We start from the raw sequence: 23,386 nt of genomic DNA, 5'->3' as shown, positions 1-23,386 counted from the left end.
CCTTCTTTTTTTCTCGTGAAAAAACTTCTCCTATCTTTCATTCTGCTTAGCGGTAGTGCTAGCGCAGCTTATGCTCAAGATTCACACTTTGGCATTAAAGCTGGTGGCTCACTCACCTCTTTTGTTGGTAAAGACGTGAACAGCAGTAGCAGCAGTAAACTTGGTTTCCACGGCGGGATACTAGTTAGCTTAGGTGTTACGGACCGACTTTCTATCCAGCCTGAACTACTTTATTCCATGAAGGGAATCCAAGACGAGGCCACGGTCAGCGGCAACACCTTCACAGGCTATCAGACGCTGCATTACGTGGATTTCCCTATTCTAGCGAAAATAAAATTTGACCAACTGTTTTTAGAGGCCGGACCACAATTGGGCGTGTTGCTCAGTGCCAAGGAAACCGTTGAGAGCGGCCCAGCTAGCAACAGTGTCTCCAATAAATCTCAGTTCAAAGACACAGACTTCGGTTACGCCTTTGGGTTGGGCTTTCAGGCTCCGCACAGCCTCATGGTGGGTCTGCGCTACAACGGCGGCTTTACCAATATATCTAAGGCAACGAACTATGGGAACCAGACATTGCAGCCGCAGGGTCGCAATAGTGCATTTCAGTTTTACGTAGGATACTTATTTAGCAGCAAATAACCGAACGACGTTACTGGGCATACTAAGACCGCATAGAAAAGCCTGGCATCCATTTGGGTACCGGGCTTTTCTATGCGCTGGAATTCTACCTTTCTAGCTCATACCTCCCACCCCCAGCTTCATTTGCACAGCGATTCTTAGGAAGGATAAAAGCAGGTGGTTTGGCAGCTACCTTTATTAATACCAAAGCGAAAAACCTGTGGTTCGTATATGAATTCAACGCTGACGTATTTGTTAACCTAGCCCTCGGCCGGTCATTCTCCGTGCAGACAAAGCTGCTTTATTTCATGACAAGCGAATGCACTGCTCTCAGCTACGGATATTAGCAAGCGATACATCAACACCACATGACCTGAATCAAAAAGCTGCGCTTCCGGGCAAAAAGCGCAGCTTTTTCATGGGTAACGCTTGGCGCAGTGGTAAAGTGACGGAACGGGCCTCGTAACTTCGCGGCTGTACTTAATCCGTATTCCATGAAAAAAGCTCTTCTCTCTCTTTTACTATTTGCGGGCCTGCACAGAGCCGCTCACGCCCAACGCAGCGATGTTTCGCTTGGGCTCAAGGCGGGGGCTTCCCTCACCAATTTTGTGGGCAAGGATGCGCCAAACTCCGACTACCGCTTCGGTTTCCACGCCGGTGTATTTGCCAACGTGGGCCTCACCAAACTGGTGGCGTTTCAGCCCGAACTGCTATATTCGCAAAAAGGCGACGTGAGTGAGTTGAACGAGGAATTCAAAACGCGGCTGCACTACATCGATGTACCACTGGCGTTTCACCTGAACAGAGACGGCTTGTTTTTCGAAGCAGGCCCACAGGTTGGGTTTTTGATAGCAGCCCGGTACGAGGCCGGCAGCCTGTCGGCCGATACCAAAGACCTGTACAAAACCGTGGATTTTGGCTATTTGGCGGGCTTGGGCTACCAACTCAAGCAGGGCATCGGCCTTGGCTTGCGCTATAACGGGGAGTTCACCGAATTTCCTAAATCCATCAATATAACGGGCAATTTGAAGCAACAGACGCGGGCTCGCAACAGCGCTTTTCAACTTTACGCTACCTATTCGTTCAACTAGCACCTTATAGCCAACGAAAAGCCCAGCTTTCTACAAAGGAAGGCTGGGCTTTTCGTTGGCTATAAGGCAGTCCCGCTCTTACTGCGCCGCCGCATAGTTGCGGTAGAAATGCGGGATGGTCTCAATTCCCTTCAGAAAGTTGAAAACCCCAAAATGCTCGTTGGGCGAATGGATAGCATCAGAATCGAGCCCAAAGCCGAGCAGGACGGTATCCAGGCCCAGTTCGGACTTGAACATGGCTACAATGGGGATGGAGCCACCGCCGCGGGTGGGCACCGGCCGCTTGCCGAAGGTGGTTTCCATGGCGTCGGCGGCAGCTTTGTAGGCGACGGAGTTGGTAGGAGTCACGACGGGCTCGCCGCCGTGGTGGGGGCGTACTTCCACTGTCACGCCGGCTGGGGCAATGCTGCTGAAATGCTTCTGGAACAGCTCGGTGATTTCGGCCGAGGTCTGGTGGGGCACCAGGCGCATGGAGATTTTGGCATGGGCCTGCGAGGCGATGACGGTTTTGGCGCCCTCACCAGTGTAGCCGCCCCAGATGCCGTTTACGTCGAGCGTGGGGCGGATGCTGGTGCGCTCCATGGTGGAGTAGCCTTTTTCACCGGCCGTGGCGGGCAGCCCAATGCTCTGCTTGAATTCCTCTTCCGAGAACGGAGCTTTGGCCATTTCGGCGCGCTCCTCGGCGCTTAGCTCGTCCACATTGTCATAAAAGCCGGGAATGGTGATGTGGCCATTTTCGTCGTGCAGGCTGGCAATCATTTGGCAGAGCGCGTTGATGGGGTTCATCACGGCGCCACCGTAGAGGCCGGAGTGCAGGTCGCGGTTGGGGCCGGTCACGGTCACTTCGTGGTAGCTGAGGCCGCGCAGACCCACCTCAATGCTGGGCACGTCGTTGGCCAGGATACCGGTGTCGGAGATGAGGATGACGTCGGCCTTCAGTTTCTCCTTGTTGGCTTTCACGAAGATTTCGAGGTTGTTGGAGCCGATTTCCTCCTCGCCCTCGAACATGAACTTGATGTTGCAGGGTACGCCGCCCTGACCGTCGCGCATCATCATTTCGAAGGCTTTGACGTGCATGTAGACCTGGCCTTTATCGTCGCAGGCACCGCGGGCGTAGATGTTGCCGTCCTTAATTACGGGCTCGAACGGCGGCGAAGTCCATAGCTCGTAAGGGTCGGCGGGCTGCACGTCGTAGTGGCCGTACACGAGCACGGTGGGCTTGCTCGGGTCGGTGAGATAGTCGCCGTAAACAATCGGATTGCCGGCCGTGGGACAGATTTCGACGTTCTGCACGCCAGCTTCCTCGAGGCGGGTTTTGAGGTAATCGGCGGCCCGCAGCACATCATCGTGGAACTTGGGGTCGGCCGATACGGAAGGGATGCGAAGCCAGTCAAGCAGCTCTGTGAGAAAGCGGGTTTGGTTATCGGCGAGGTAATTGGCCATGCGGAGCAAATTTGGAGATTGGGAATGCGGAGGTAAAAGTAGCGGGCCAACCCGAAACGATGGCGCGGACCTGTAGCCGGTGCCGATTATTCACTGGCTTCCGGCCGGTCACTGTAGAACAATACAGCTTCCTAATGGTGTGGGCGATGGTGAGCCAGAGACTTACTACCAACTGGCATGGGCCGCCGGCCGCGCCATCGTACCCACAGAGCTAATCAACCGGAGCTTTTACCCCTTTCCAGGTACCTGTTCAGCCTCTTTCACCCGGTACTGTGCCAGCCCCAAAGGATTCCAGAGCAGGCAAACGAGGGTAGGCAAAAATTTATGCTGCACAAAAGCAGCCTTTGCACGTATTCTCCTGTCTCGCGAATGCGGACAATCCATCCACTACCGGCTGCTGCTTGGTTTTGATGTCCGTTAAGCCACACCTCTTCCTTCCCTTCGTTACTACTATGTCAACAATGCGCCCAACTTGGTCACAAGCCTCTCTCCTTTCTATTCATCACTCTTGGGTACTAGCCCCATTGCTGGCCGTGCTGCTGCCCATACTGGTTGAACCGACGGCCTATACGCAAGCTTGGCAAAGGGCCATAATCGAAGTAGTCAGCAGCTCCAGCGTAAAGGTTACGGCCACCGACGCCACCGGCAACGTGTATTAGCCGGTAAATTCCTGAGCAACAGCATCTCGATAACGCGGTGGCTCATGCCGCTAAGGCAAAGCAGGCCCTGAACAGGGCTTGCCAAGTGTAAGCCAGGTCCTGATGGGATTGGTAACGGTATAGCTACGCCTGTGGCAGAAACGGACTACGCGTCTGCTTAGCAAATAATTTTCCCGATAGGACGTTCTCAGGCCGCATGTATTGCCAGTGCCGGGCTGGCTAATGGGCCGGGCACCGGCAATACACCCGTGGTCGGCCATGCAGAAGACAGCACCAGCTAAACATTCATAAATGCCCGAGCAGCCTTGACAGGTCTAGACTTGCCATGCGAACTGCGGATGCTCACTTCCCCTGTCAGACTCAACTAGTAGATTCCATCACTCACACAATCAACACCGCTTTCTTTTTTAACTAGCCCCTTGTTTGCTATGCGCTCAACCTTGTCCCAATTCCTCTTTTCTTCCGGCTACCGGCGAGCACTTGCTCCGCTACTGGCCTTACCCCTGGCTATAGTAGCGGAGCCAGCGGCTCACGCCCAAGCTCCGGCCTGGCAAACGGCCGTGATCAGTGCAGATGGTGCCCCCAACTCCACCGTGAAGGCTACAGCTACCGATGCCGATGGCAACGTTTATATCACTGGCCGGTTCTTGGGTAGTGCCACTTTCGGCAGCACCGTGCTGACCAGTGCGGGTGACTTCGATGCCTTTATAGCTAAGTGGAATTCTGCTACCAATAGCTTCGTGTGGGCCCAGCGCGTTGGCGGAACGGGCAGAGATGAAGCCACCGCTATAGTCGTGAGCGGCACAAACGTCTACCTGGCCGGTAATTCTCCCGCCAGTACATCTTTGGGCTATGCCGTTGACTTTGGTGGCGCCCCCTTGGCCGGTACCAGCACTGGCGACACCTTCGTGGCTCGGCTCACCGATGCGGGCACCTTTAGCTGGGCCCTACGCGGGGCGGGCGAAGCTACTATCAATGCTCTGGCCGTTAATGGAGCTAACCTGTACGTAGCGGGCGAGTTTGGAAGACCGACCACCTTTGGTAGTACTGCTCTGACTAGCGCCGGTGGAAGCGATGTCTTTGTAGCCAAGCTTACCGACACGGGCACGAGCGCCAGCTACACTTGGGCGCAGCGCGCCGGCAGCAGCATCGTCGATCAGGCCTTGGCTTTAGCGGTAAACGGTACGGATGTGTACGTGGGGGGCTTTTTTCAATTGCAGCCCACTTTTGGCGGTAGCGCCCTGACTGGTGCACCCGGCGGGTTTGTGGCTAAGCTCACCGATGCGGGTGCCAGCGGGGCGTTCACTTGGGTGCAAAGCAGTGGTGGCACAGTTTCGGCACTAGCTGTAAATGGGCCAAACATTTATGTAACAGGTTCTTTTTCAGCAAGCAATGGTGTATTTGGCACCATTACGCTGAGCACCGGCGGCGGATTTGTGGCCAAGCTCACCGACGCGGGCGCTGGTTCCAGCTACAACTGGGCCCTAGGCCTCGGTGGGGCAAGCAGCATCGTATCTGCCCAGGCGCTAGCTGTGCGCGGCACCGCCTTGTACATAGCAGGAAGATTCTTCGGCAGGGCCACGCCTTTCGGGACTACCATCCTAGCGACGGCCGGCCGGATAGACATCTTCGTGGCCAAGCTTACGGACACGGGCGCCAGCGCCGACTTTACCTGGGCCCAGCGGGCCGGTGGGGTAAACGACGACCAGGCCACAGCGCTGGCCGTGACAAGCACAAGGGTGTTCGTGGCCGGCGACTTCCAAGCCCCTTCGGCTGACTTCAGTGGCACGTCGCTCACCTCGGCGGCGGCGGTCAACGGCTTCCTGGCCGCGCTGCCCGAGGCCAGCGGTCCGCTGGCCACCTACACGGCTCGGCAAGCTTCCGAGCCCATCACGCTCGCGCCCAACCCAGCCCATGCCGGCACCACGCTGAACCTGCGCGCGGCGACTGAAAACCGCGCGCTGGTCCTGCTCGACGCCACCGGCCGCCAGGTGCGCGCCCAGACTCTGCCAGCGGGCGCGGCCGAGGCGCCGCTCAACGTGGCTGGGCTCGCGCCCGGCCTGTACCACGTCCGTTGCGGCGCGGCCAGCACCCGCCTTGTGGTCGAATAGGCACTAAATAGGAGAGACGGACGCGGGTGATTACCGAGCACTCACGTCCGTCTCATCCTTACCAAATAAGTACAACGCGGGCTCTTGTTTACTGGGAGAAATACGTGCGCGGCGCCCTCTTGCGAACGTGGGTGCCTCTCCGTGCCCTGTGCGGCGCCAACGAAACAGGGGCGTGTGGAAGGTGAGGCTAGCTAACATTTATGGCGCCCGAGCAGCCTTTAAGCGGAGTGGCCTGTCATGCGAACCGTGGATGCTCATTTCCACTACCAGACTCAGCTAGCGAGTTTCACTGCCCGCACAACCAACACCTCTTTCATTTTTAACTGACCCGTACTTGTAATGCGCTCAACCTTGTCCCAATCCCTCTTTTCTTCCGGTCACCGGCGGGCACTAGCCACACTACTGGCCGTACCCCTGGCACTATTAGCAAAACCAGCGGCTCACGCCCAGGCCCCGGCCTGGCAAACGGCTGTGGTTAGCGCAAATGGGGCCCTCAGCTCCACCGTGAATGCCACGGCCACCGACACCGATGGCAACGTGTACATCGCGGGGCGGTTTCTGGGCAGCGCCACCTTCGGCGGCACCGTGCTCACGAGTGCGGGTGACTTCGACGCCTTCGTGGCCAAGTGGAGCCCCGTGACCAACAGCTTCGTGTGGGCCCAGCGGGCCGGCGGCACCGGGGGCGACCTCGCGACGGCCGTGGCTGTGAGCGGCACGAATGTGTACGTAGCTGGTAATTTCCGGGCTAGTACATTCTCCGGCACCGCAATTGACTTTGGCGGCGTGCCTCTGGCCGGCCCCGGCGACGGCTTCGTGGCCCGCCTCACCGACGCGGGCACCCTTACCTGGGCCTCGCGCGGGGCGGGTGAAGCCAGCATCAATGCGCTGGCCGTTAATGGAACCAGCCTCTACGTGGCGGGCGAGTTTCGAGGTACGACCACCTTCGGCACCACTGCTCTAACCAGTGCCGGCGAAATCGATGTCTTCGTGGCTAAGCTTACGGACACGGGTACGAGTGCCAGCTACACTTGGGCGCAACGCGCGGGCGGCAACTTTATCGACCAGACCTCGGCTTTAGCGGTAAATGGTACGGATGTGTACGTGGGCGGCTTTTTCCAATTGCCGGCTACTTTCGGGGGCGGCGCTCTGACCGGTACCCCCGGTGGGTTTATGGCCAAGCTTACCGATGCGGGTGCCAGCGGCACGTTCGTCTGGACCCAGCCCAGCGGGCGTAGGGTAGCAGCAGTGGCCGTGAGCGGAACCAGCGTGTACGCGGTAGGGGATTTCGATCCGGGTACAGCCGTATTCGGCGCCACTACGCTGAGTGCCAGCGGTTCGTTCCTGACCAAGCTCACCGACGCGGGCGCTGGTTCCAGCTACAACTGGGCTCTAAGCACCGGCGGGGCAGGCGGCGGCGTAATCCCCCAGGCACTGGCTGTGCGCGGCACTACTTTGTACATGGCGGGACGGTTCTTCGGTGGCGCCGCTGCTTTTGGGACTACTTCCCTAAGTACTGCTGGCAAGTCAGACATCTTCGTAGCCAAGCTTACGGACACAGGCGCCGGCGCTAATTTCACCTGGGCGCAGCGTGCCGGCGGGGTAAACGATGACCAAGCCATCGCGCTGGCCCTGACGAACACGAACGTATTTGTGGCTGGCGAATTCCAAGGACCCTCGGCTGACTTTAGTGGCACGTCGCTCACTTCAGCGGCAGCGGTCAACAGCTTCCTGGCCGCGCTGCCTGAGGCCAGCGGCCCGCTGGCCACCTACACGGCTCGGCAGCCTTCCGAGTCAATTACGCTCGCGCCCAACCCTGCTCACACCGGGACTACGCTGAACCTGCGCGCCACAGCCACGGCCCGCGCGCTGGTTCTGCTCGACGCTACTGGCCGCCAGGTGCGCGTCCAAATCCTGCCGGCAGGCGCTGCCGTGGCGCCGCTCAATGTGACCGGATTGACTCCCGGCCTGTACCACATCCTTTGCGGCGCGGCTAGCACCCGCTTGGTGGTCGAATAAGGCAAGAGTAGGTGAGACGAAGAGGGATAATTACCTAGCCCCTTCTCTCCTGTTAAGCACAACATGGGCTCTTACTACTGGCATTTTGCTAGTAGATAAGAGCCCATGTTTTTTGGCCATTCCATGTCGCAACAGGCTTTTGCCGTTGCTCATCTTCAGGAAAAAAACTTATCTCCTTCGTGAAGCAGCCACCGCTAGCATGCTAGGCTATCAGGGGTTTAACGGCAAGAATTTCCGGCTGGTCAATGACGGGTGGCTGAGCCAGCAGGTCGTCGGCGTGGGCGAATAGGGCTTTGGCTATTTCGCCGGCAATGTGGGCCTGCCGCCCGGTTTCGTCGGCAAACGTGTCGAAAATGCCAAACTTATTCGGCCCCATCTTGATGGCGTACCAGCTCAGGGTGCCGGCTTCGGCCTGGGCCAGCGGCAACGCCGACTTTAGAAAGTCTTCTACTGCTTGTTCCTTGCCGGGCTTGGCTTCGAGCTGAACGAGGATTGCGACCTTTTCCATGTTTGTGCTTTGTGTAAAGAGGTTGAGATTAGTACCCCACAAAGGTCTTCCGGTCCCGAACCAGGGGCTAGAACAGCAACTACTTTATCCGGTACTATTCGGACATGGTCCCTTCGTAAGCCCAGCCGGTGCTGTGGCGGCTTGCGTGTTTTCTCGTTCAGTGCTGGCGTTCGCGCCCGGGCCCAAACATCTGGCGGTACGTATCCTTGGCTGGGTAAACGAGCTGGATCATGGTGCCATAGTTCGTTTCCAGTAGCATCGGCTGAATCAAGAAGCCCATGGCTTGAATCAGAAAGCCGGCTTTCAGCTTGGGGACGAGCACTGCGTTGTTGTCGCTATTGTGCACGCTGGTGATGTACTGAAATCCTTCCTCAATAATCTGCTCGATGGCGTACTTCAGGAAGGCTGAGTAGATTTTTCGGTTCTGGTACTCGGGCAGAATGCCAGTATTGGCCATGAAATACTCCAGGTCCCCGCGCTGAAAACCAAAATGCCAGCCAATGGGCCGCTCGTTTTCATATATCAGGAAGTAAAAGCTCAGGATACCGGTCAGATTTTGCCGCAGCTTGGTCAGCTTATCTTTTTCAGTGGGGCTGAGCGCGGCATCGAGCGGCAGGGAGACTTCGTTGGGGAAAACCCGGGCTTCGTGCTCACTGAAGAATTCTTCCCACTCTTCGGGGCTGACTTTAGCGACGTAATAGTCGCCGAACAATATTGTTTTGCTCATGGGTGCGCTGCGGCTGGCAGTAAAATTTGGGCGGGCAGACGGCCGACTTTAGCAGACCTTACAACGACGCCCCCATGAGCCGCAACCTTTAGGAACGATACTTCTCGGCCATTGCCCGCTGGTAGGCAGCCGGGCTCAGGCCGGTTTCGGCGCGAAAAACCCGAGCGAAGTACGACGGGTCTAGGAACTGCAGGTGTGCCGCTACCTCGGCCACCGGCAGGTCGGTGAAGGCCAGTAGGCGCTTGGCTTCGAGCACCAGCCGCGAGCGGATAAGCCCGCTGGCGGTGCGGCCCGTGACGGCTTTGCACACCACATTGAGGTGGTGCGGGGTGATGTGCAAGCGGGCGGCGTAGTCGGCGGCCGATAGGTTGTCGGCGTAGTGCTGATCGAGCAGGGCCTTGAGCTGCTTGTAGCGCACCACGTAACGCCGGGCGGGCACCGCCCCTGGCCCGGCCCGCTGGTCGATGCAGCGCTGAATCTGGGCCAGCAGCACGTGCAGCAGCCCTTGGCACACCTCGGCCGAACGGTCGGGACGGGTGGCTTCGCGCTCCAGGGTGGCTATTGTCTGGCGTAGCTCGGCAAAGTCGGCCGGGCCCAGCGGCAATAGCGGATTGCCGTGGCAATTGTCCAGGAAGCTGAGCTCAAACAGCCGGTTGCGGTCGGTGCGGCCGAGCAGAAAAAAGGCTTCGGTGAATAACACGCTGCCGCCGCGCAAGTGGGCATATTCTTCAAACAAGTGCAGCTGGCCGGGCGAGATAAAAAACAGCGACCCGGCTTGCAGCTCGTATTCCGTTCCATCAATGGCCTGGCGGCTGTGGCCGGCATCAATCCAGAGTACCTCGTAGAAAGCGTGGCGGTGCGGGTCCTCAATTTCCGGTTCAAGCATGTGCTCGAACCGGGTAACCTCAAACTCCGTCGGGTTAGTAGGCTCGTTGAGGAAGTGACCGATGCGGTAGGCTGGGAACAGGTCTTTCATAGCAAACCCAAAGTACGTACGGCCGCCGGTGGTACTTCTGACCAGCCCAATCACGACGCTACAGCAATGGTATGTCCCGCAAGCGGGTTGCGGCAGTGGCTGTTCGATTCCCCCTGCTACTGCCGCGAATCCAGCACCAGCTCTTTCACCATCACCTGGCATAGCTTCCAGGCTTCGGCCCATTCTTGCTCGGGGCTTTCGAAGGTGAGCAGGTAGAGCGTATCAGTCTTGGCGTTGGCCAGGGCCAGTTGGTATACAATGCGCGGCTCAGCATCGGGCGGGGCGTCGCGGTAGCGCACCATCCGCTTGTGAAGCTGGCCATCCACGGTAGCCGCCTTCTCCAGTTGCCGCTGGCCGGGGCCGAAGCCGGTACGTAGCATCAGAAACTCGGCGTATTCGGGGGCGCGGCGCTTGGTTTTGGCAGCCACCTTGCGCACCACTTGCAGCGAAAGCCCCGTCTGAAACTCACCGCTTTCGCCAATGGCTTCCTGCGTGAGGTAGTAGGTGGGGGCGCCTTTCGGCCCTTCGGCCCGGTAGTACCAGCCTTCCGGCAGAGGCATGGCCGCCTTGCTCCCGGGTAGGGCCTGCCAAGTGAAGCCGGCCGGCGCGGCGCCGAGGGAAATATCAACTTTCTGGGCTCCTACCTTCGGAGTGAGCAGTAGGCAGACGAACAGGACGAGCAGAAACCGCGACATAGGCGAAAGATAGCATGGCGCTCCAGCATCAGGGCTGGGCCGGCAGGTTGGCCACTGCCGCGGCCAGCAGGCCCGTCTCGTGCTCCAGGCCAGCAATGCGTGCTTCGAGCAACAGCTGCTGGCCGGCACCGCAGTCGTCGCGCAAGCCGTCCACGGCTTCTTCCTCGAACAGGGCTAGCCAGCCGGCTTCGCGGGCGGGGTTCCTGACTGGGCCAGTCCAGGCCCGCAGCGCCGGCACGGCCCGCAAGCGCGCTTCGAACTGCGCCGCCCGCTTGCGCATGCTCTTTAGCTCCCGTTGCAGGCGCAATATCTGGTAGCGGGTTTCGACCAGGCGGTGGTCCAGCGGCAACCGTTGCACCGGCGGAGTAGGCACCGGCGGCGGGGCGGGCATCGTCTCCCCACCAGGATTGAAGACCAACTCCAGCGCCGCCAGCTCGATGCGGGCATCCAGCAGCCACCGACTCGTGGGCTGATTGCGCCGGCCGCTTTCGGCCATCGCGACGGTGGTCCGGTTCACGCCCAGCCAGGAAGCCAGGCGTTCTTGGGTCAGCCCAAATTGGTCACGCAGCGAAGACGGCATCGTTAAGAGAGGAATAGAAGATGTGACAAAAACGAAGCTACAACAAATTGTGTCACCTAGTGTATGTTACAATTTGTGTACAATGCTAAATTTTGTCACACAATGAGCTGGCCGGCGCTGGTGGACATTTTTTCTCAACGCTTAAATAGCTCGAACATCTGAGCCACACTATACAAGGCTCTCCTATTTGTTTAGCAATACATTCAACACAAGCAAGCTAGGGCTTGAAGAGCCGATTACTGAAGCACTTTATATCGTTCGAAATCAGAAGGGATTTTCAGGATAAAGCTACTTACCTTCGCTCCCACCCTGCTTTCGCGACACGCGCCCGGAAACTTCAGGGCTCAGGAAATTCGGGAGCTAAAAACAAGACGGTTCTGGCCATTTGTCGTTTCCGCTGCCGCCCAGGTGCTTCACTTTAATCCCTAACACCAAGTAAAACACTTTCTACTAAGGCTTATGAATACAACGACGCACCGATTACTCTTCTGTTGTTTGCTGGCTGGTCTGACCTCTTCGAGGTGTGCGGTTGCTCAAACGGCCAACGCATTATCTCCCAAAGAGTCGAAAAACGGCTGGGTACTGCTATTCGATGGAAAGAGCACGACCGGCTGGACGACGCCCGATGGCCAACCGGTACCCGCCGGCTGGGTGGTGAAAGATGGCACGCTTACCACGGAGAAGGGGGCTAAAGGCGGCGACATCGTCAGCACAAATCAGTACGCCAACTTCGAGTTGCAGCTGGACTACAACCTTGAAGCGGGCGGCAATAGCGGGGTCAAATATTTCTACACGAAGTACGAAACGGGCGGCAGGCTGGGCATGGAATATCAACTGCTCGACGACAAGCTGGCGGAGGACAACAAGAAGGAAAACCATCTGACCGGCTCCTTCTACGATGTGATGCCGCCAAACACCACCCTGAAAAAGGCTGGGGAGGCGGGGCAATGGAACACGATACGCATCGTAGCCAAAGGCCAGCAGGTGGAGCATTGGCTCAACGGGGTTAAAATTCTGGAATTTACCCGTGGTAGCGCGCCCTTCACGGCGGCAGTCGCGCAGAGTAAATTCAGTCAGGCCGTACCTGCCTTCGGCACGGTCGAGAAGGGCCATATTCTCTTGCAGGAGCACGGCAGCACCATTTCGTTTCGGAACATCAAAATCAAAACTCTCTAAAATAGCCCCATGCAGAAAAGACGCGATTTTATCAAAACTGCCGCTCTTGCTTCGGTTGGGGTGGCACTAGGCGGGTCTGCTTACGGATTCGGCACCTCCCGATTCAGTGCCAAGAGCTACAACCGAATCATCGGGGCTAATGAGCTGATTCGGGTGGCTACGATTGGCGTCAACAACCGGGGCGACACGATGGGCGGCACGTTTGCCGGTCAGAAAAATGCCGAGGTGGGGACCATCTGCGACGTGGATGAGCGGGCCATTCCGAAGGCCATTCAGACGGTCCTTAAAACTAAGCAAACTCTCACGCCCAAGTCTGAAAAAGATTGTCGCCGGGTGCTGGAGGATAAGTCAATCGATGCCATCTACATCGCCACGCCCGACCACTGGCACGCCCCACTCACGATTATGGGGTGCCAGGCCGGCAAGCACGTCTACGTCGAAAAACCCTTGAGCCATAATCCCAGGGAAGGCGAACTGGCCATTGCCGCCGCCCGCAAGTACAACCGAGTGGTTCAGATGGGCGCCCAGCGGCGCTCGGCCCCCGTTCTGACGCAGGGCATCGAGCAGCTGCACAGCGGTATTATCGGGCGGGTGTACCTGGCCAAAACCTGGTACACCAACAAGCGCAAAGCGACTACCCTGAAGCCGGGGACGGTGCCGGCGTGGCTGGATTACGAGCTGTGGCAGGGGCCGGCGCCCCGGATGGCCTACAAGGAGGGCCTGATTCACTACGACTGGCATTGGTTCTGGCACTGGGGCACCGGCGAGGCCCTGAACAACGGCACCCACGAGGTCGACGTGGCCCGGTGGGGCCTGGGCGTCGACTTTCCGACGCGGGTTAGCTCCGTGGGCGGGCGCTATGAGTTTAAAGACGACTGGGAAACCCCGGATACGCAGCTGATTACGATGGACTATCCGGGCCGAGTGTCGCTGCTGTGGGAGTGCCGAAGTTCCAACGGGCGGAAAATCGAGGGCCTGGACCGGGGCGTCATTTTCTACGGCGAGAACGGCAGCCTGGACACCGGCGGCGACAGTTACCGGGTGTATGACCTGGACGGCAAGCTGATAAAAGAGGTATCCTCCACCGTCGCAACCGACGCGACCGTGCAAGGCACTAACACCGCAAGCCCCAGCCTGGGCATGGACAACCTGCACGTAATGGACTTTCTGGACGCAGTCAAAAACAACCGCCGCCCCAATTGCGATGTCGAGTTGGGCTACAAGAGCGTGGTGGCCATGCAGCTGGGAAATATTGCCTGGCGGGTGGGCCGCGACCTGAGAATTGACCCCAAGAACGGCCATATTCTGGACGACAGAAACGCCCAAAAGCTGTGGGGCCGCGACTACGAAAAAGGGTGGGAGCCTAAAGTTTAAGATGAGCAGTGGAGCCATCTCCTCAGGAGCGGAGCACCGGACAACCTCGACAGGAATTTTGAATCCGCTCCAGAACCGTTTCAGGTTCTGGGTACCGCCACGCTATAGCGCGGACTTTTAGTCCGCGAGTCCGCCGGACCATCTCACGCGCGGACTCGCGGACTAAAAGTCCGCGCTACGCTACAACGACTCCGAGACCATTCTAAGCCAACCGAAGACAAGCTGTGCTGACTGGATTTGAGGACCAGCACAGAGACAAAAAGAACGGCAGCGCGCCGATGACGCGCTGCCGTTCTTTTTGCACTCAGAAGCACACTATTAAATTACCCGGCGTATTCGTGGCGGGTGAGCCGGTATTGAATCAGGTCGTGGTAGTGGCCGTCGCGCTTCACGTGCTGCACCAGCTCGGCCTCCTTTACCATGCCGTTCTTCTGCATTACGGCCACCGAGCCCAGGTTGTGGCGGAAGTGGGTGGCGAGGATTTTGTTCAGCCCAAGCTCAGCGAAGCCGAAGCGGAGCACGGCCGCCAGTGCCTCGCTCATCAAGCCCTGGTTCCAGTAGGGCACGCCCAGCCAGTAGCCGGCCTCGGCGCGGTCGAAACGGCGCTGTACTGTCAGGCTGATGGCCCCGATAAAATCCCCAGTGCTCTTCAGTTCAATAGCAAACGTGACGCCTTCGCCGGCCTGGTACGCAGCGGCGGAGAGCTCCACCCACCAGCGGGCATCGGCGGGGTGATAGGGGTGCGGAATGTTGGAAGTGTTGGAGGCTACGGCCCTATCGCCGGCCAGCGTCACAATATGGGGAGCGTCGGCGGCGGTCAACTGGCGCAATACCAAGCGGGTAATTTCTAAACGCGGGTGTTCTACCTGGGTCATGTTGAATCAAGGTTGTTGAAAGGCCGTAGCGCGACCTGGCTCTAAGATAGTTAGTAGGCTGATGTTGCTTGCTCTCGAGGACCTATGAGATAAAAAAGCGGGCCGCGTGTCTGTGACGCAAGGCCCGCTTTTCATGTAGCAGTGGAGATGAGTAGCAAGGATTTTATTCAACCCGAACTTAGCGCTTGGAGGTTGTGTGCCGACAACAGCCCCGTCCCAGGCACAAGCAAAGCGGGAGCTGCTGCCGGGCTACGCTAGACTAACTCGCCCCACACTTCGAGTAGATTTTCTTTGGCGCTGAGTATACCCTCCAGCCGGGCGTGCAGGCTCGTGCGAGTGCCAGGGGACTCCTTGCCCGATTCGCCGCCCATCTGGAACTCTCCTTTCACTACTTTTTCTGCACCGATCGTGCCGCCCACCGTCGTGCTCTCTTTCACTACGACGCCCTCACCAAAGAGCGCGTCCATACTCAACCAAAACCTGCAGACTGAGAATTTAGGCTCGAATCGCAAGGTGTGATGGCGAAAGTTGAGTTGCGCGTCACTAGGGCCGTCAGGCTGAAAAATAAGCTTTGGTTCAGGCGGGGAAATGATGTATTTCTTCGCGTCCAGCCGAAATTGCATCGTGAGCAATATATCTGGTATGCGACAGCCGTAACGCTGGCCCAGACTTGACATCTTGGTTTGCAGCAAATGGGTGAAAGGGTTCTCTCTGCGAGTGGCGTCCTCGTAGTGGTGCAGGAGTTCAAGTCCCATGGATAGAGGGTGTTAGTGAGGTGTTAGTGGAATGTGTTCAAGAACTTTAAGCGAGTCAATTTTTCGATGGATGTCGGCCAATAGTTCCGCACGGTTGGCGAAGCCACGGACGGGGTTGCCCTCTCCCATCTGCTCATAAATCGAATCATTTGGCATTTTAATTTTAGGCATTGGTACGATTTTACCATTCCTGCGAACAGGATTAGTCTCATTTTCCAAACGGGTTAACTGCTGGGAAATAGCTAGTTGCCGTTTCGTGCGCTCGCTCTGAGGATACATTTCGATCGAGTCATAGTAGCGCATATCGAAATGCAGCTCATTGTCTTTAGCCTGCGGGGGCGGCGGAGGTGGGGTAGGCTCCTGAGTAGGGCAACCCGTGAGCAGCAACAAGCTGAGTAAGCCCATACCCCAACCGTAGTGAGGCATGCGCAGGAGACGAGAAACCTGATGGAAGAGAGACATGGGCAAGAGGAAAAATATCGTTGTCTGGATTTACGCGGACGGAACTGATAGGAAGCTAGTGAGGAGTAAGAGGAATGTGTTCAAGAACCTTGAGCGAGTCAATTTTGCGGTGAATGTCGGCCAACAGTTCCGCTTTGTTGGCAAAGCCACGCACGGGGCCGCCGGCTGCGTGCTCATAAATGGAATCGGTTGGGTCAGGCATTTTTATCCGCACATGCTTAGGAGGAGGTTTAGTCATGTCCAAACGTGCTAATTGATCGAAAATAGCCCGCTCCCGTTTGGTGCGCTCGCTCTGAAGAGTCATTTCGATGGAGTCGTAGTAGCGCATATCAAAATGCAACTCATTGCCTTTAGCCTGCGGAGGTGGTGGGGGCGAGGCAGGCTCGTGAGTAGGGCAGCCCGTGAGCAGTAACAGGCCGAGCAAGCCCATACCCCACCTGTAGTGAGGCGTGCGCGCGAGACGAGGAACCTGGAGGCAGAAAGGCATGGCAAGCGGTAGAAAGGGTATTTTCTGGGCTGCGCGGGCGGACCCTATGGAAAGATAGCGGGTATTGCCGGCGCCAAAGGCACTCAAATAAGGCGCTTTGAGTACCTTCTGAATATATTCCTTCTATTAAACATTCTATTAGTGCAAGAGAGCAGCCGTTTTACCACCTACCCATCTACTTCCGCCCAAATAGCGGCACGCGGCTCTCGGTCCCGGCCCGCAGCCGGCCAATATTAGCCCGGTGGGTATAGATGAGCAGGCCGGCCAGCACGAAACCAACGTACACCATGAAGGGTTGCGCCGGCCTAAACTGCGGCAGCAGTTGCAATAGCGCGAAGACGACACCACCCGTCATGGAAGCCAGGGAAACATAGCGGAACACGAGCAGCATCACAACGAATACCAGCAGGCAGACGCCTACCGTGGCCGGAGCCACGCCCAGCATCATGCCCAACACGGTGGCCACGCCCTTGCCACCCCGAAATTGGGCAAAGACGGGATAGATGTGGCCCACAATAGCCAGCACCCCGCAAGCCAGCTTGTAGTACAGTTCGTGCTCGGGAGAAATGGCCCCCTGCGCCACTAACCAGGCGGGCAGGAAATAGGCCGCCACGAAACCCTTCAGCGCGTCGATGAGCAGCACCATGGAGCCGGCCTTGGGACCCAGCACCCGGAAAGTATTGGTGGCGCCAGCATTGCCGGAGCCGTGCTCGCGAATGTCAGTCAGGCCGAAAAAGCGGCGGCCCACCCAAAGCGCCGTGGGAATTGAGCCAAGCACATAGGCCCCGAGTAGGGCCAGCAAAATCAGTATCATAAAGCGATAAGAAGGGTAAACAAAACTCCCCTCCTTGCAAAGGAGGGGATATTTTGCTGAAAGCAAAATTGGGGTGGTAAACTCATTGAACGATGAGTGCACGATTTCTGCACTGCTGGTGCGGATGTCGTGCGGGTATCGTTCAACGAGTTTACCACCCCAATTTCAGCGTTGCTGAAATGTCCCCTCCTTGGTAAGGAGGGGAGTTTTGTTCAGTTTTCGCGTGATTTTAGCTTTCGCCGAATGGGTCATCGGCGGCCTTCTTTTTCTTCTTTTCTTCTTCCTTCTTCTTTTTCTCCTCCTCCTTTTTCAGCTTTTCAGCTTCCTTGGCCTGGCGCTCGGCTTCCTTCTTGGCTTGGGCGGGGTCGGGCGCAGGTTCGGTGGCGGGGACATCTGCGGCTGGGGCGGGGTCAGCCGCTTTGGCTTTCTCCTTTTTGGGCGCGGGCACGGCGGGGGGAGCAGTACCGTCGGCTGGCGCATCGGCCGCTTTGTCTTTCGCCTTTTCCTTCTTTTTGGCAGGTTCGGGGGCGGGCGCCGCGGGGTCATCCATCACGCCATCACTGAAGGGGTCGTTGGCCTTGAGCTTTTTCTTCTTCTTGGGGGGCTCGGGCGCTGCATCAGCCGTCGGGTCGGCGCTGGGGTCGGCCTCGTTGTCCTTGCCCTTTTTCTTCTTGCCCTTCTTATCCGTTGACTCCGTATCGTCGGTGGACGTAACCAAGGCAGCGGGGCGAGCGGCCAGCGGGCCTTTTTTACCCAAGTATTCCTTCCGGAAGCGGGAGCGGAAGCCATCGACTTCATCAATGCCACCCAGGAAGGTGCCGTAGGTGGTGGCCGTCTCGTAGTCGTACTTGGCCTTGCTGCTGATTTCGTAGTCGAAATTCTCACTGCTGGACTTCACCAGCAGTAAGTTGTTGGCATACTTGAAGTAGTACCAGGTCGAGGCATCGACTTCGAGGTACATCTCCACGGCGTCGGTGGCGTTTTCACGCTTGATTTCCACGTAGCCGTCTATCAGGGCGTTGAGGGGCTGCTTGCCCGCGCCGCTCAGGCCAATGGGGCCAACCGAGTACCAGGCGTGCTTTTGCTCGTTCCAGCGCAGGTTCACCTTGCCCAGCAGCAGCGTGTGGGCCAGCTTGGGCGAGAGCTTCATCAACGATTCGGCGGCCCCCTTACGGGCGGCGTACGACTCCACGCCCTTGTCGCCGATGAACTGGGCCAGCTTATACAGCTCGTTCGCGGAGCCATCTTGGGCTTCGGGCGAGTGCTTGGTGGCGCGGGCCAGCTCGGTACCCAGCACCTCGATGGACTTGGGCGGCATGTTGATGTCGAAGCCCAGCAGGGCATCCACGGCGTAGCGGGCACTGTCGGGAGTAGCAGTACCCACGCCGCTACCCGTCATCTTGAAGTCCTTGGTCGAGGTGATGAACGTCATTGGCCCCCGAAAGGTGAGCCGGTTGGTCGAGTCGGCATACGTGAGCGCCGAGCCCTCGTAGGCGTTGGCATTGGTCGGGTCACTGCGCATGATGCTGTACACGCGCTTCTTGTCGTTATAGCGCAGCTTGCCATCCACGCTAAAAATGGGGACGTCGGTGGCTTCAGGCGCGGGGGAAGCATAGAGCGGGTATATAGTATTGCGCTGGTCCGACAGGAACAAGCCCGTAACGAGCGGGGTGCCGTCGGCGGCCTTCACGCCCTCCAGGTTCACGCTGATATTTTTGGGGTCGATGGAGTCCTTGATGGCAATCCAAGAAGTAGATGGCTCCTTGCCGAACAGCAGCTGTACTTCGCCGCTGTAGGCGAAGTCGCGGCGGCGCGAGTGCAGCTGCACCTTACCACGGTAGCGGATGCGAGGTGCGAGCTGAAACTTGTTGTTGGGCTCGACGGTAGCCGTGGCGATGGTGGGCGGACCAGTGGCATCGCTGAAGTCGAACCCTTCTTTAGAAGGCTCTTTATCATCCTTGTTGCGCCGCAGCAGGCTCTTCGAGCCACGGCCCTTGCCCGCCAACACGCCAGCCGGGTCGGGCTCGAAGTTGGTGAAGTGCAGGGCTACCGAGTCCTTCCCGGTTTTGAAGACGTAGTCGGCAGTGCCAGCAAAAGCTATTCTCGATAGTACCTCCACGCTGCCGTGGTTGAGGTTGTGGAACTTGGCCAGCGAGTCGAGCACAACGTGCGCGTTGCGGAAGCGTTGAATCCGGCCGTTGGCCAGAATGCTGACTTTGCCCGAATCGGGGAGAATCCAGGCATCGGCAGAGGCGATATAGGGAACGCCACCCACCTGCATGCGGTATTTGGCCAAGTCATACACACCGGAAGAGGCTTTGAACCGCAGGCCATACTGTTCGGGGTTGCTGGAGTAGAAGTACGATTTGGTAGAGTCGGCGCTAGCCGCTACGCGCAGCTTCACCTGCTTCTTCTTGAAGTCCCAGTGCCCACCACTGAGTGTAGTCCGGAACTTCGAGTACGGCAAGTCGATGCTGGCTTTGCTGCCTTCCTCACGGCGGAAGTCGGCGTAGCCCTTCGCTAAATCATAAGTAAATGCCACTTCGTTGGCCGTGAGCGCGGGCTTATTCGCCTCGCCCGACTTGATGCTGAGGGTGGCGCGCTTGCCCGAGTAGCTGTCCGACTTGAATGTAAACTCCGGCGACTTAATGAAAGACTGCGGCCCGTCGAGGCGGCCGTCGCCGCCCGTACCCTTGGGCGTGAGCAGCGCCGTGCCCGTAAAGCCGTAGGCCGTGACCGATTTAGCTTTCTTATCGGCTCCCGCTTTCTTGTCAGCCGTGGCGTACAGTCGGATGGCTTCGCCGGAGCGCGGCGTGCTCAGGAACATCGAGTCCTGTCGCACTTTCCAGTTCATGACGTAGTTGGTGGGCAGGCTCATGCGGGGCACGTCCACGCCATCGGCCTTCTTCGCGGCGATGATACCGGTTCGGCCCACGGCCACCACCGAGTCGCGGTAGAATACGAAACCATCGGATGTGAACGTACCCGACTGGTAGGTGATGGTGCCATCGGCCTGCAAACCTTTACCACTCATTTTCACCTTATTATACACCCGGCCCCGGCCCTTGTAGAGCGGGAAGCCGTCCTTCGGCACGTCGTAGATGAAGCCCAGCGAGCCATCTTCCTGCACAGTGAGCTTAGTTTTGATGTCGGGAATGATGCCGCCGCTGCGGAACGTACCATCGAAACCCGATGTGGACTTACTGATGCCGTTGAGGGAGTCGAGCTTAAACGGCGGGATGTCGAATACCAGCGTGGAATCGTAGGCGCCGCCCAGCACGTCCTGTTTGCGGAAGTACACGTTGGCCCCGCTCTTAGAATCGAAGGACGGGTACTGGCCCTTCTTCTTGCGGCCCGACTTGTTTTTGGGGTCGTTCAGAAAGAGGCGGCCGGTCGAGACATTGCCCTTGTTGGTAAGGGCGAAATCGGCGGTTTTGCCGGTGGGCTTGCCTTTCGAATCTCGGGCTTCGCTGCGAATAACGATGGAGTCGATTTTGGCCATGTCGACGTAAAAGCCATCGTAGTCAAACTTAAACTGCCGCCCCCGGAAGCGCATGGCCGAGGCCACCACCGTACCGCTGAAATCAATGTTTCGGTTTTTCTGGATGCGGATAATGGCGCTGTCCGGCTTCACGAATACCGCTGCCGAGTCGTCGGTAAAATCGAACCGTTGCACGCCACGAACCACTAGTTCATTGGTGTTCAGGTTGAGCGTAGCATTACGCCCCGAGCCCGACAAGGACTTGATGGCTAAGTGGTCATAGTCTTTTCTATCGCGGGCCGAGGCCACATAGTGCGTGCCCTTGGGCAAAATGGTTACCTCCCCGGTCAGGGGGTTCCAGGCCACGTAGCCATCACGGGCCAGGCCGGCCATGTCGCTGCGCATGTTGGCCACGGAAGTATGCAAGTCGGTGGCCAGAGTGTTCACGTTCAGCACTTTGACATTGCCGTGGCTCTGGCTGTAGCCCACTAGCATCTGCAGCGGGTGCAGCCGGTTGATGCTCTTGAGCTGCTGGTAGCGGTTGTTGGTGAAGAACTCCTTGCTCTCAAAATCAGCCGTCTGCTGGTTTTTCGACGAAAGCACCGCGAAGTCGATGGTCGGCTGGGTCAGATTCCAGGTCAGTGCCTCGGTGCGGATGTCCATCTGGTGGTAGGAGTCGCTGTAGGGCGTGGTTTTGTACAGGCCTTCCTCACGGGCCAGCTTGAGCTGCTGCTTGGCTTTGGAGTACTTGAGCTGCGCGCCGGGGTGCGTCACAGAATCCTTGGTGCCCTCGTAGATGGTCACGCCGGCCCGGCTGGCCGTGATGAGCGAATCGCTGAGCACGTATGCCCGCGACAGGGCTTTGAACTTGGGCTTGCTGTCGAGGCTCACCGTGAGGGTGGACTGAGAGCCATCGAGGGCGGCGCTGAGCACCTTGCTACCCGACATCGAGATGCCCCCCCGGTACTGAATATTGTCGCCAAGGTTCTTGATGCGGGCATCGTTGGTGAGCGAGATAAAGCGCGGATAGCCAGTCTCGGTTGCACCGGGCTTGCGCCGTACGCTCTTGTAGCTGATGGCACCTTTCACGGGGGCTTCCAGGACAGCCGGGTAGCTCAGCGTCACGGGTTGGGCCGTGAACTCCGGCTTGCTCAGGTCAAAGTCGAACCCCGCCAGGTCGGCCGTTACCGGGTTGGTTTTGACGGTCCAGGCCAGCTGACCACTCGTAGCGATGAAGCGGCTGGACGAGGGCACGGCCGTTCCGCTCACCTTTTTCAGCACCACCGAGTCGCCCACGGTAGCCATCAGCAGGTCGGCGTCTTTCACTACCAGCACCGGACCGCGCGCGGGCGGCGGCGTGTATTCGTCATAGGGCAGGGCTGAGGGCGTGAATGCCGCCGGCGTATCGAAGTCCGACGACTTAACTACCGGTGCGGCTTCCTTAGCCGGAGCTGCAGCTGGTGTAGCTTTGGTGGAGCTGGTCTTGGCTACGGGCTTTTTAGCGGGCGATTTCTTCTTTACCGGGGCTCCCCAGCCGTCGTCGGTGTCGCCCCAGCCACCCCCGGAGGGCGACGACCACAGGTCGGCAGTATCCCAGCCGTCGTTGCTGGCTTTCTTCTTTTTGGGTGCAGGCTTAGGCGCAGCTTTCACCGGCGTCTTGGTTGCCACGGGCTTCTTCGCCACAGGCTGGGCCGCCGGCAGTTCCTCTTCTTTCGGCGCGGGCGCGGGCGCCCCAAACTCCAGGTTGGAAACCGGCGCCGCGATGGGCGAATAAGCAAACGAAACCGTGCCGCCGATGGCTCGCAGGGAGTTGAAGCCCGAGCGGTAGAGGTAGCCCCCATTCAGGAAGCGGTTGGTGCTAGAAAGAAATTTTTCGGTTTCGGCGGGGGCCTCCTTCTCCAGAGTCTGGCCCACTACGTCGAGGTATTGGTCCATCTGCTGGTCGGTGAGCTTGGCGATGGTAGCACCACCCACTATCGCTCCAAAAAACGACTCAAACTGCGGCCGGGGCCGAAACCGCTTGCTCAGCATCGTTTGCGACAGGGCAATGATGCGCGCCTGCTGCGAGGCAGTCAGCCGATTGGAGCCCCACAATTCCTTCAGGCGGGCAGCCACAACGCGGGCGCCGGCGTTGTTGGTGGTAGCCATCATGCTTTGCACGTCAGTCATGTACTGAACCGGGTCCGTCGACAGCTTGCCCACTTGGTAACGGGGCGCGGCGGGAGGCGCCGCCGGGTTGGTACCCGGGGCCTTCGCCGGGGCTTGAGCCGACGCATAGCTGCCTATGAGTAGACTCAGCCAGGTAGTAAGAATAAGTAATTGCTTCATAAATGCTAGTTGAACTGGAACTGTCACTCGCTTAGCAAGCCGCCCCGGTTTTGTAAATATCTCCTTCACCCACCCCTGCCCCATCCGCACGTTGAGGCAACGACGCGGCCACGACCTGGCGGGCTGCTTTTCCAACGCAAACGCCTGACACGAAGTATAGTGCCAAATGTTGTGCTAAAATTGCGCTAAAAACCCGCTACAAGTTAGGCA

The 23,386-nt window shown here is 58.3% G+C and carries 19 protein-coding genes; 7 read left to right on the top strand and 12 right to left on the bottom strand.

Annotated elements, in window-relative coordinates; all coding sequences use genetic code 11:
• Positions 1 to 15: 15 nt before the first annotated feature.
• Both WX88_RS28945 and WX88_RS19860 read left to right on the top strand, forming a co-directional pair.
• A complete protein-coding gene (locus WX88_RS28945; RefSeq protein WP_072053057.1) occupies positions 16 to 639 on the top strand; it encodes a porin family protein in 624 nt (207 codons plus the stop codon).
• 473 nt (positions 640 to 1,112) lie between these two features.
• Positions 1,113 to 1,709 (top strand): porin family protein, encoded by a 597-nt coding sequence (locus WX88_RS19860; RefSeq protein WP_052732882.1) that lies wholly within the window; start codon positions 1,113 to 1,115, stop codon positions 1,707 to 1,709.
• A 78-nt stretch (positions 1,710 to 1,787) separates the two neighbouring features.
• Here WX88_RS19860 and WX88_RS19855 read toward each other — a convergent pair whose 3' ends face one another.
• Positions 1,788 to 3,152, bottom strand: a complete 1,365-nt coding sequence (locus tag WX88_RS19855; protein ID WP_046246163.1) for a dipeptidase — start codon at positions 3,150 to 3,152, stop codon at positions 1,788 to 1,790.
• Between the two features lie 452 nt (positions 3,153 to 3,604).
• On the opposite strand from WX88_RS19855, the gene WX88_RS30955 reads away from it, so the two are divergent.
• The 3 genes from WX88_RS30955 to WX88_RS19845 all read left to right on the top strand — a co-directional run bounded on the left by WX88_RS30955 (position 3,605) and on the right by WX88_RS19845 (position 7,938).
• Positions 3,605 to 3,811, top strand: a complete 207-nt coding sequence (locus WX88_RS30955) for a hypothetical protein (RefSeq protein ID WP_197076864.1) — start codon at positions 3,605 to 3,607, stop codon at positions 3,809 to 3,811.
• A 440-nt stretch (positions 3,812 to 4,251) separates the two neighbouring features.
• Complete coding sequence (locus WX88_RS19850) at positions 4,252 to 5,922, top strand: T9SS type A sorting domain-containing protein (protein ID WP_156176290.1); 1,671 nt, start codon at positions 4,252 to 4,254, stop codon at positions 5,920 to 5,922.
• A 351-nt stretch (positions 5,923 to 6,273) separates the two neighbouring features.
• On the top strand, positions 6,274 to 7,938 hold the full coding sequence (locus WX88_RS19845; protein ID WP_156176289.1) for a T9SS type A sorting domain-containing protein: 1,665 nt from the start codon (positions 6,274 to 6,276) through the stop codon (positions 7,936 to 7,938).
• Between the two features lie 202 nt (positions 7,939 to 8,140).
• On the opposite strand, the gene WX88_RS19840 is transcribed toward WX88_RS19845, so the two are convergent.
• From WX88_RS19840 to WX88_RS19820, 5 genes are all read right to left on the bottom strand, one after another.
• Positions 8,141 to 8,446 carry a putative quinol monooxygenase gene (locus tag WX88_RS19840; RefSeq protein ID WP_046246160.1) on the bottom strand — a complete coding sequence of 102 codons (306 nt, stop codon included), beginning with the start codon at positions 8,444 to 8,446 and terminating at the stop codon, positions 8,141 to 8,143.
• A gap of 157 nt (positions 8,447 to 8,603) precedes the next feature.
• Complete coding sequence (locus tag WX88_RS19835) at positions 8,604 to 9,173, bottom strand: GNAT family N-acetyltransferase (protein ID WP_046246159.1); 570 nt, start codon at positions 9,171 to 9,173, stop codon at positions 8,604 to 8,606.
• Between the two features lie 88 nt (positions 9,174 to 9,261).
• Positions 9,262 to 10,149, bottom strand: coding sequence for a helix-turn-helix transcriptional regulator (locus WX88_RS19830; protein ID WP_046246158.1), 888 nt, complete (start codon positions 10,147 to 10,149; stop codon positions 9,262 to 9,264).
• Between the two features lie 116 nt (positions 10,150 to 10,265).
• Positions 10,266 to 10,844, bottom strand: a complete 579-nt coding sequence (locus WX88_RS19825) for a hypothetical protein (RefSeq protein WP_046246157.1) — start codon at positions 10,842 to 10,844, stop codon at positions 10,266 to 10,268.
• Positions 10,845 to 10,872: 28 nt separating this feature from the next.
• Positions 10,873 to 11,424: a helix-turn-helix domain-containing protein gene (locus tag WX88_RS19820; protein WP_046246156.1), complete on the bottom strand. Its 552-nt coding sequence runs from the start codon at positions 11,422 to 11,424 to the stop codon at positions 10,873 to 10,875.
• A gap of 459 nt (positions 11,425 to 11,883) precedes the next feature.
• On the opposite strand from WX88_RS19820, the gene WX88_RS19815 reads away from it, so the two are divergent.
• Both WX88_RS19815 and WX88_RS19810 read left to right on the top strand, forming a co-directional pair.
• Positions 11,884 to 12,600, top strand: coding sequence for a 3-keto-disaccharide hydrolase (locus tag WX88_RS19815; RefSeq protein WP_046246155.1), 717 nt, complete (start codon positions 11,884 to 11,886; stop codon positions 12,598 to 12,600).
• Between the two features lie 9 nt (positions 12,601 to 12,609).
• Complete coding sequence (locus WX88_RS19810; protein ID WP_046246154.1) at positions 12,610 to 13,974, top strand: Gfo/Idh/MocA family oxidoreductase; 1,365 nt, start codon at positions 12,610 to 12,612, stop codon at positions 13,972 to 13,974.
• 323 nt (positions 13,975 to 14,297) lie between these two features.
• On the opposite strand, the gene WX88_RS19805 is transcribed toward WX88_RS19810, so the two are convergent.
• The 6 genes from WX88_RS19805 to WX88_RS19780 all read right to left on the bottom strand — a co-directional run bounded on the left by WX88_RS19805 (position 14,298) and on the right by WX88_RS19780 (position 23,176).
• Complete coding sequence (locus tag WX88_RS19805) at positions 14,298 to 14,849, bottom strand: GNAT family N-acetyltransferase (protein WP_046246153.1); 552 nt, start codon at positions 14,847 to 14,849, stop codon at positions 14,298 to 14,300.
• A gap of 254 nt (positions 14,850 to 15,103) precedes the next feature.
• Positions 15,104 to 15,604 carry a hypothetical protein gene (locus WX88_RS19800; RefSeq protein ID WP_046246152.1) on the bottom strand — a complete coding sequence of 167 codons (501 nt, stop codon included), beginning with the start codon at positions 15,602 to 15,604 and terminating at the stop codon, positions 15,104 to 15,106.
• Positions 15,605 to 15,616: 12 nt separating this feature from the next.
• Positions 15,617 to 16,066 (bottom strand): hypothetical protein, encoded by a 450-nt coding sequence (locus WX88_RS19795; protein WP_046246151.1) that lies wholly within the window; start codon positions 16,064 to 16,066, stop codon positions 15,617 to 15,619.
• A gap of 55 nt (positions 16,067 to 16,121) precedes the next feature.
• A complete protein-coding gene (locus WX88_RS19790; protein ID WP_156176288.1) occupies positions 16,122 to 16,553 on the bottom strand; it encodes a hypothetical protein in 432 nt (143 codons plus the stop codon).
• A gap of 175 nt (positions 16,554 to 16,728) precedes the next feature.
• Complete coding sequence (plsY, locus tag WX88_RS19785) at positions 16,729 to 17,367, bottom strand: glycerol-3-phosphate 1-O-acyltransferase PlsY (RefSeq protein WP_046246149.1); 639 nt, start codon at positions 17,365 to 17,367, stop codon at positions 16,729 to 16,731.
• 229 nt (positions 17,368 to 17,596) lie between these two features.
• Complete coding sequence (locus tag WX88_RS19780; RefSeq protein WP_046246148.1) at positions 17,597 to 23,176, bottom strand: hypothetical protein; 5,580 nt, start codon at positions 23,174 to 23,176, stop codon at positions 17,597 to 17,599.
• Positions 23,177 to 23,386: the final 210 nt, after the last annotated feature.

The organism is Hymenobacter terrenus (assembly GCF_000972495.1).
GTDB lineage: Bacteria > Bacteroidota > Bacteroidia > Cytophagales > Hymenobacteraceae > Hymenobacter > Hymenobacter terrenus.
The sequence above is the reverse complement of the archived record's forward strand: the minus strand, read 5'-3'. Positions and strand labels throughout refer to the sequence as shown.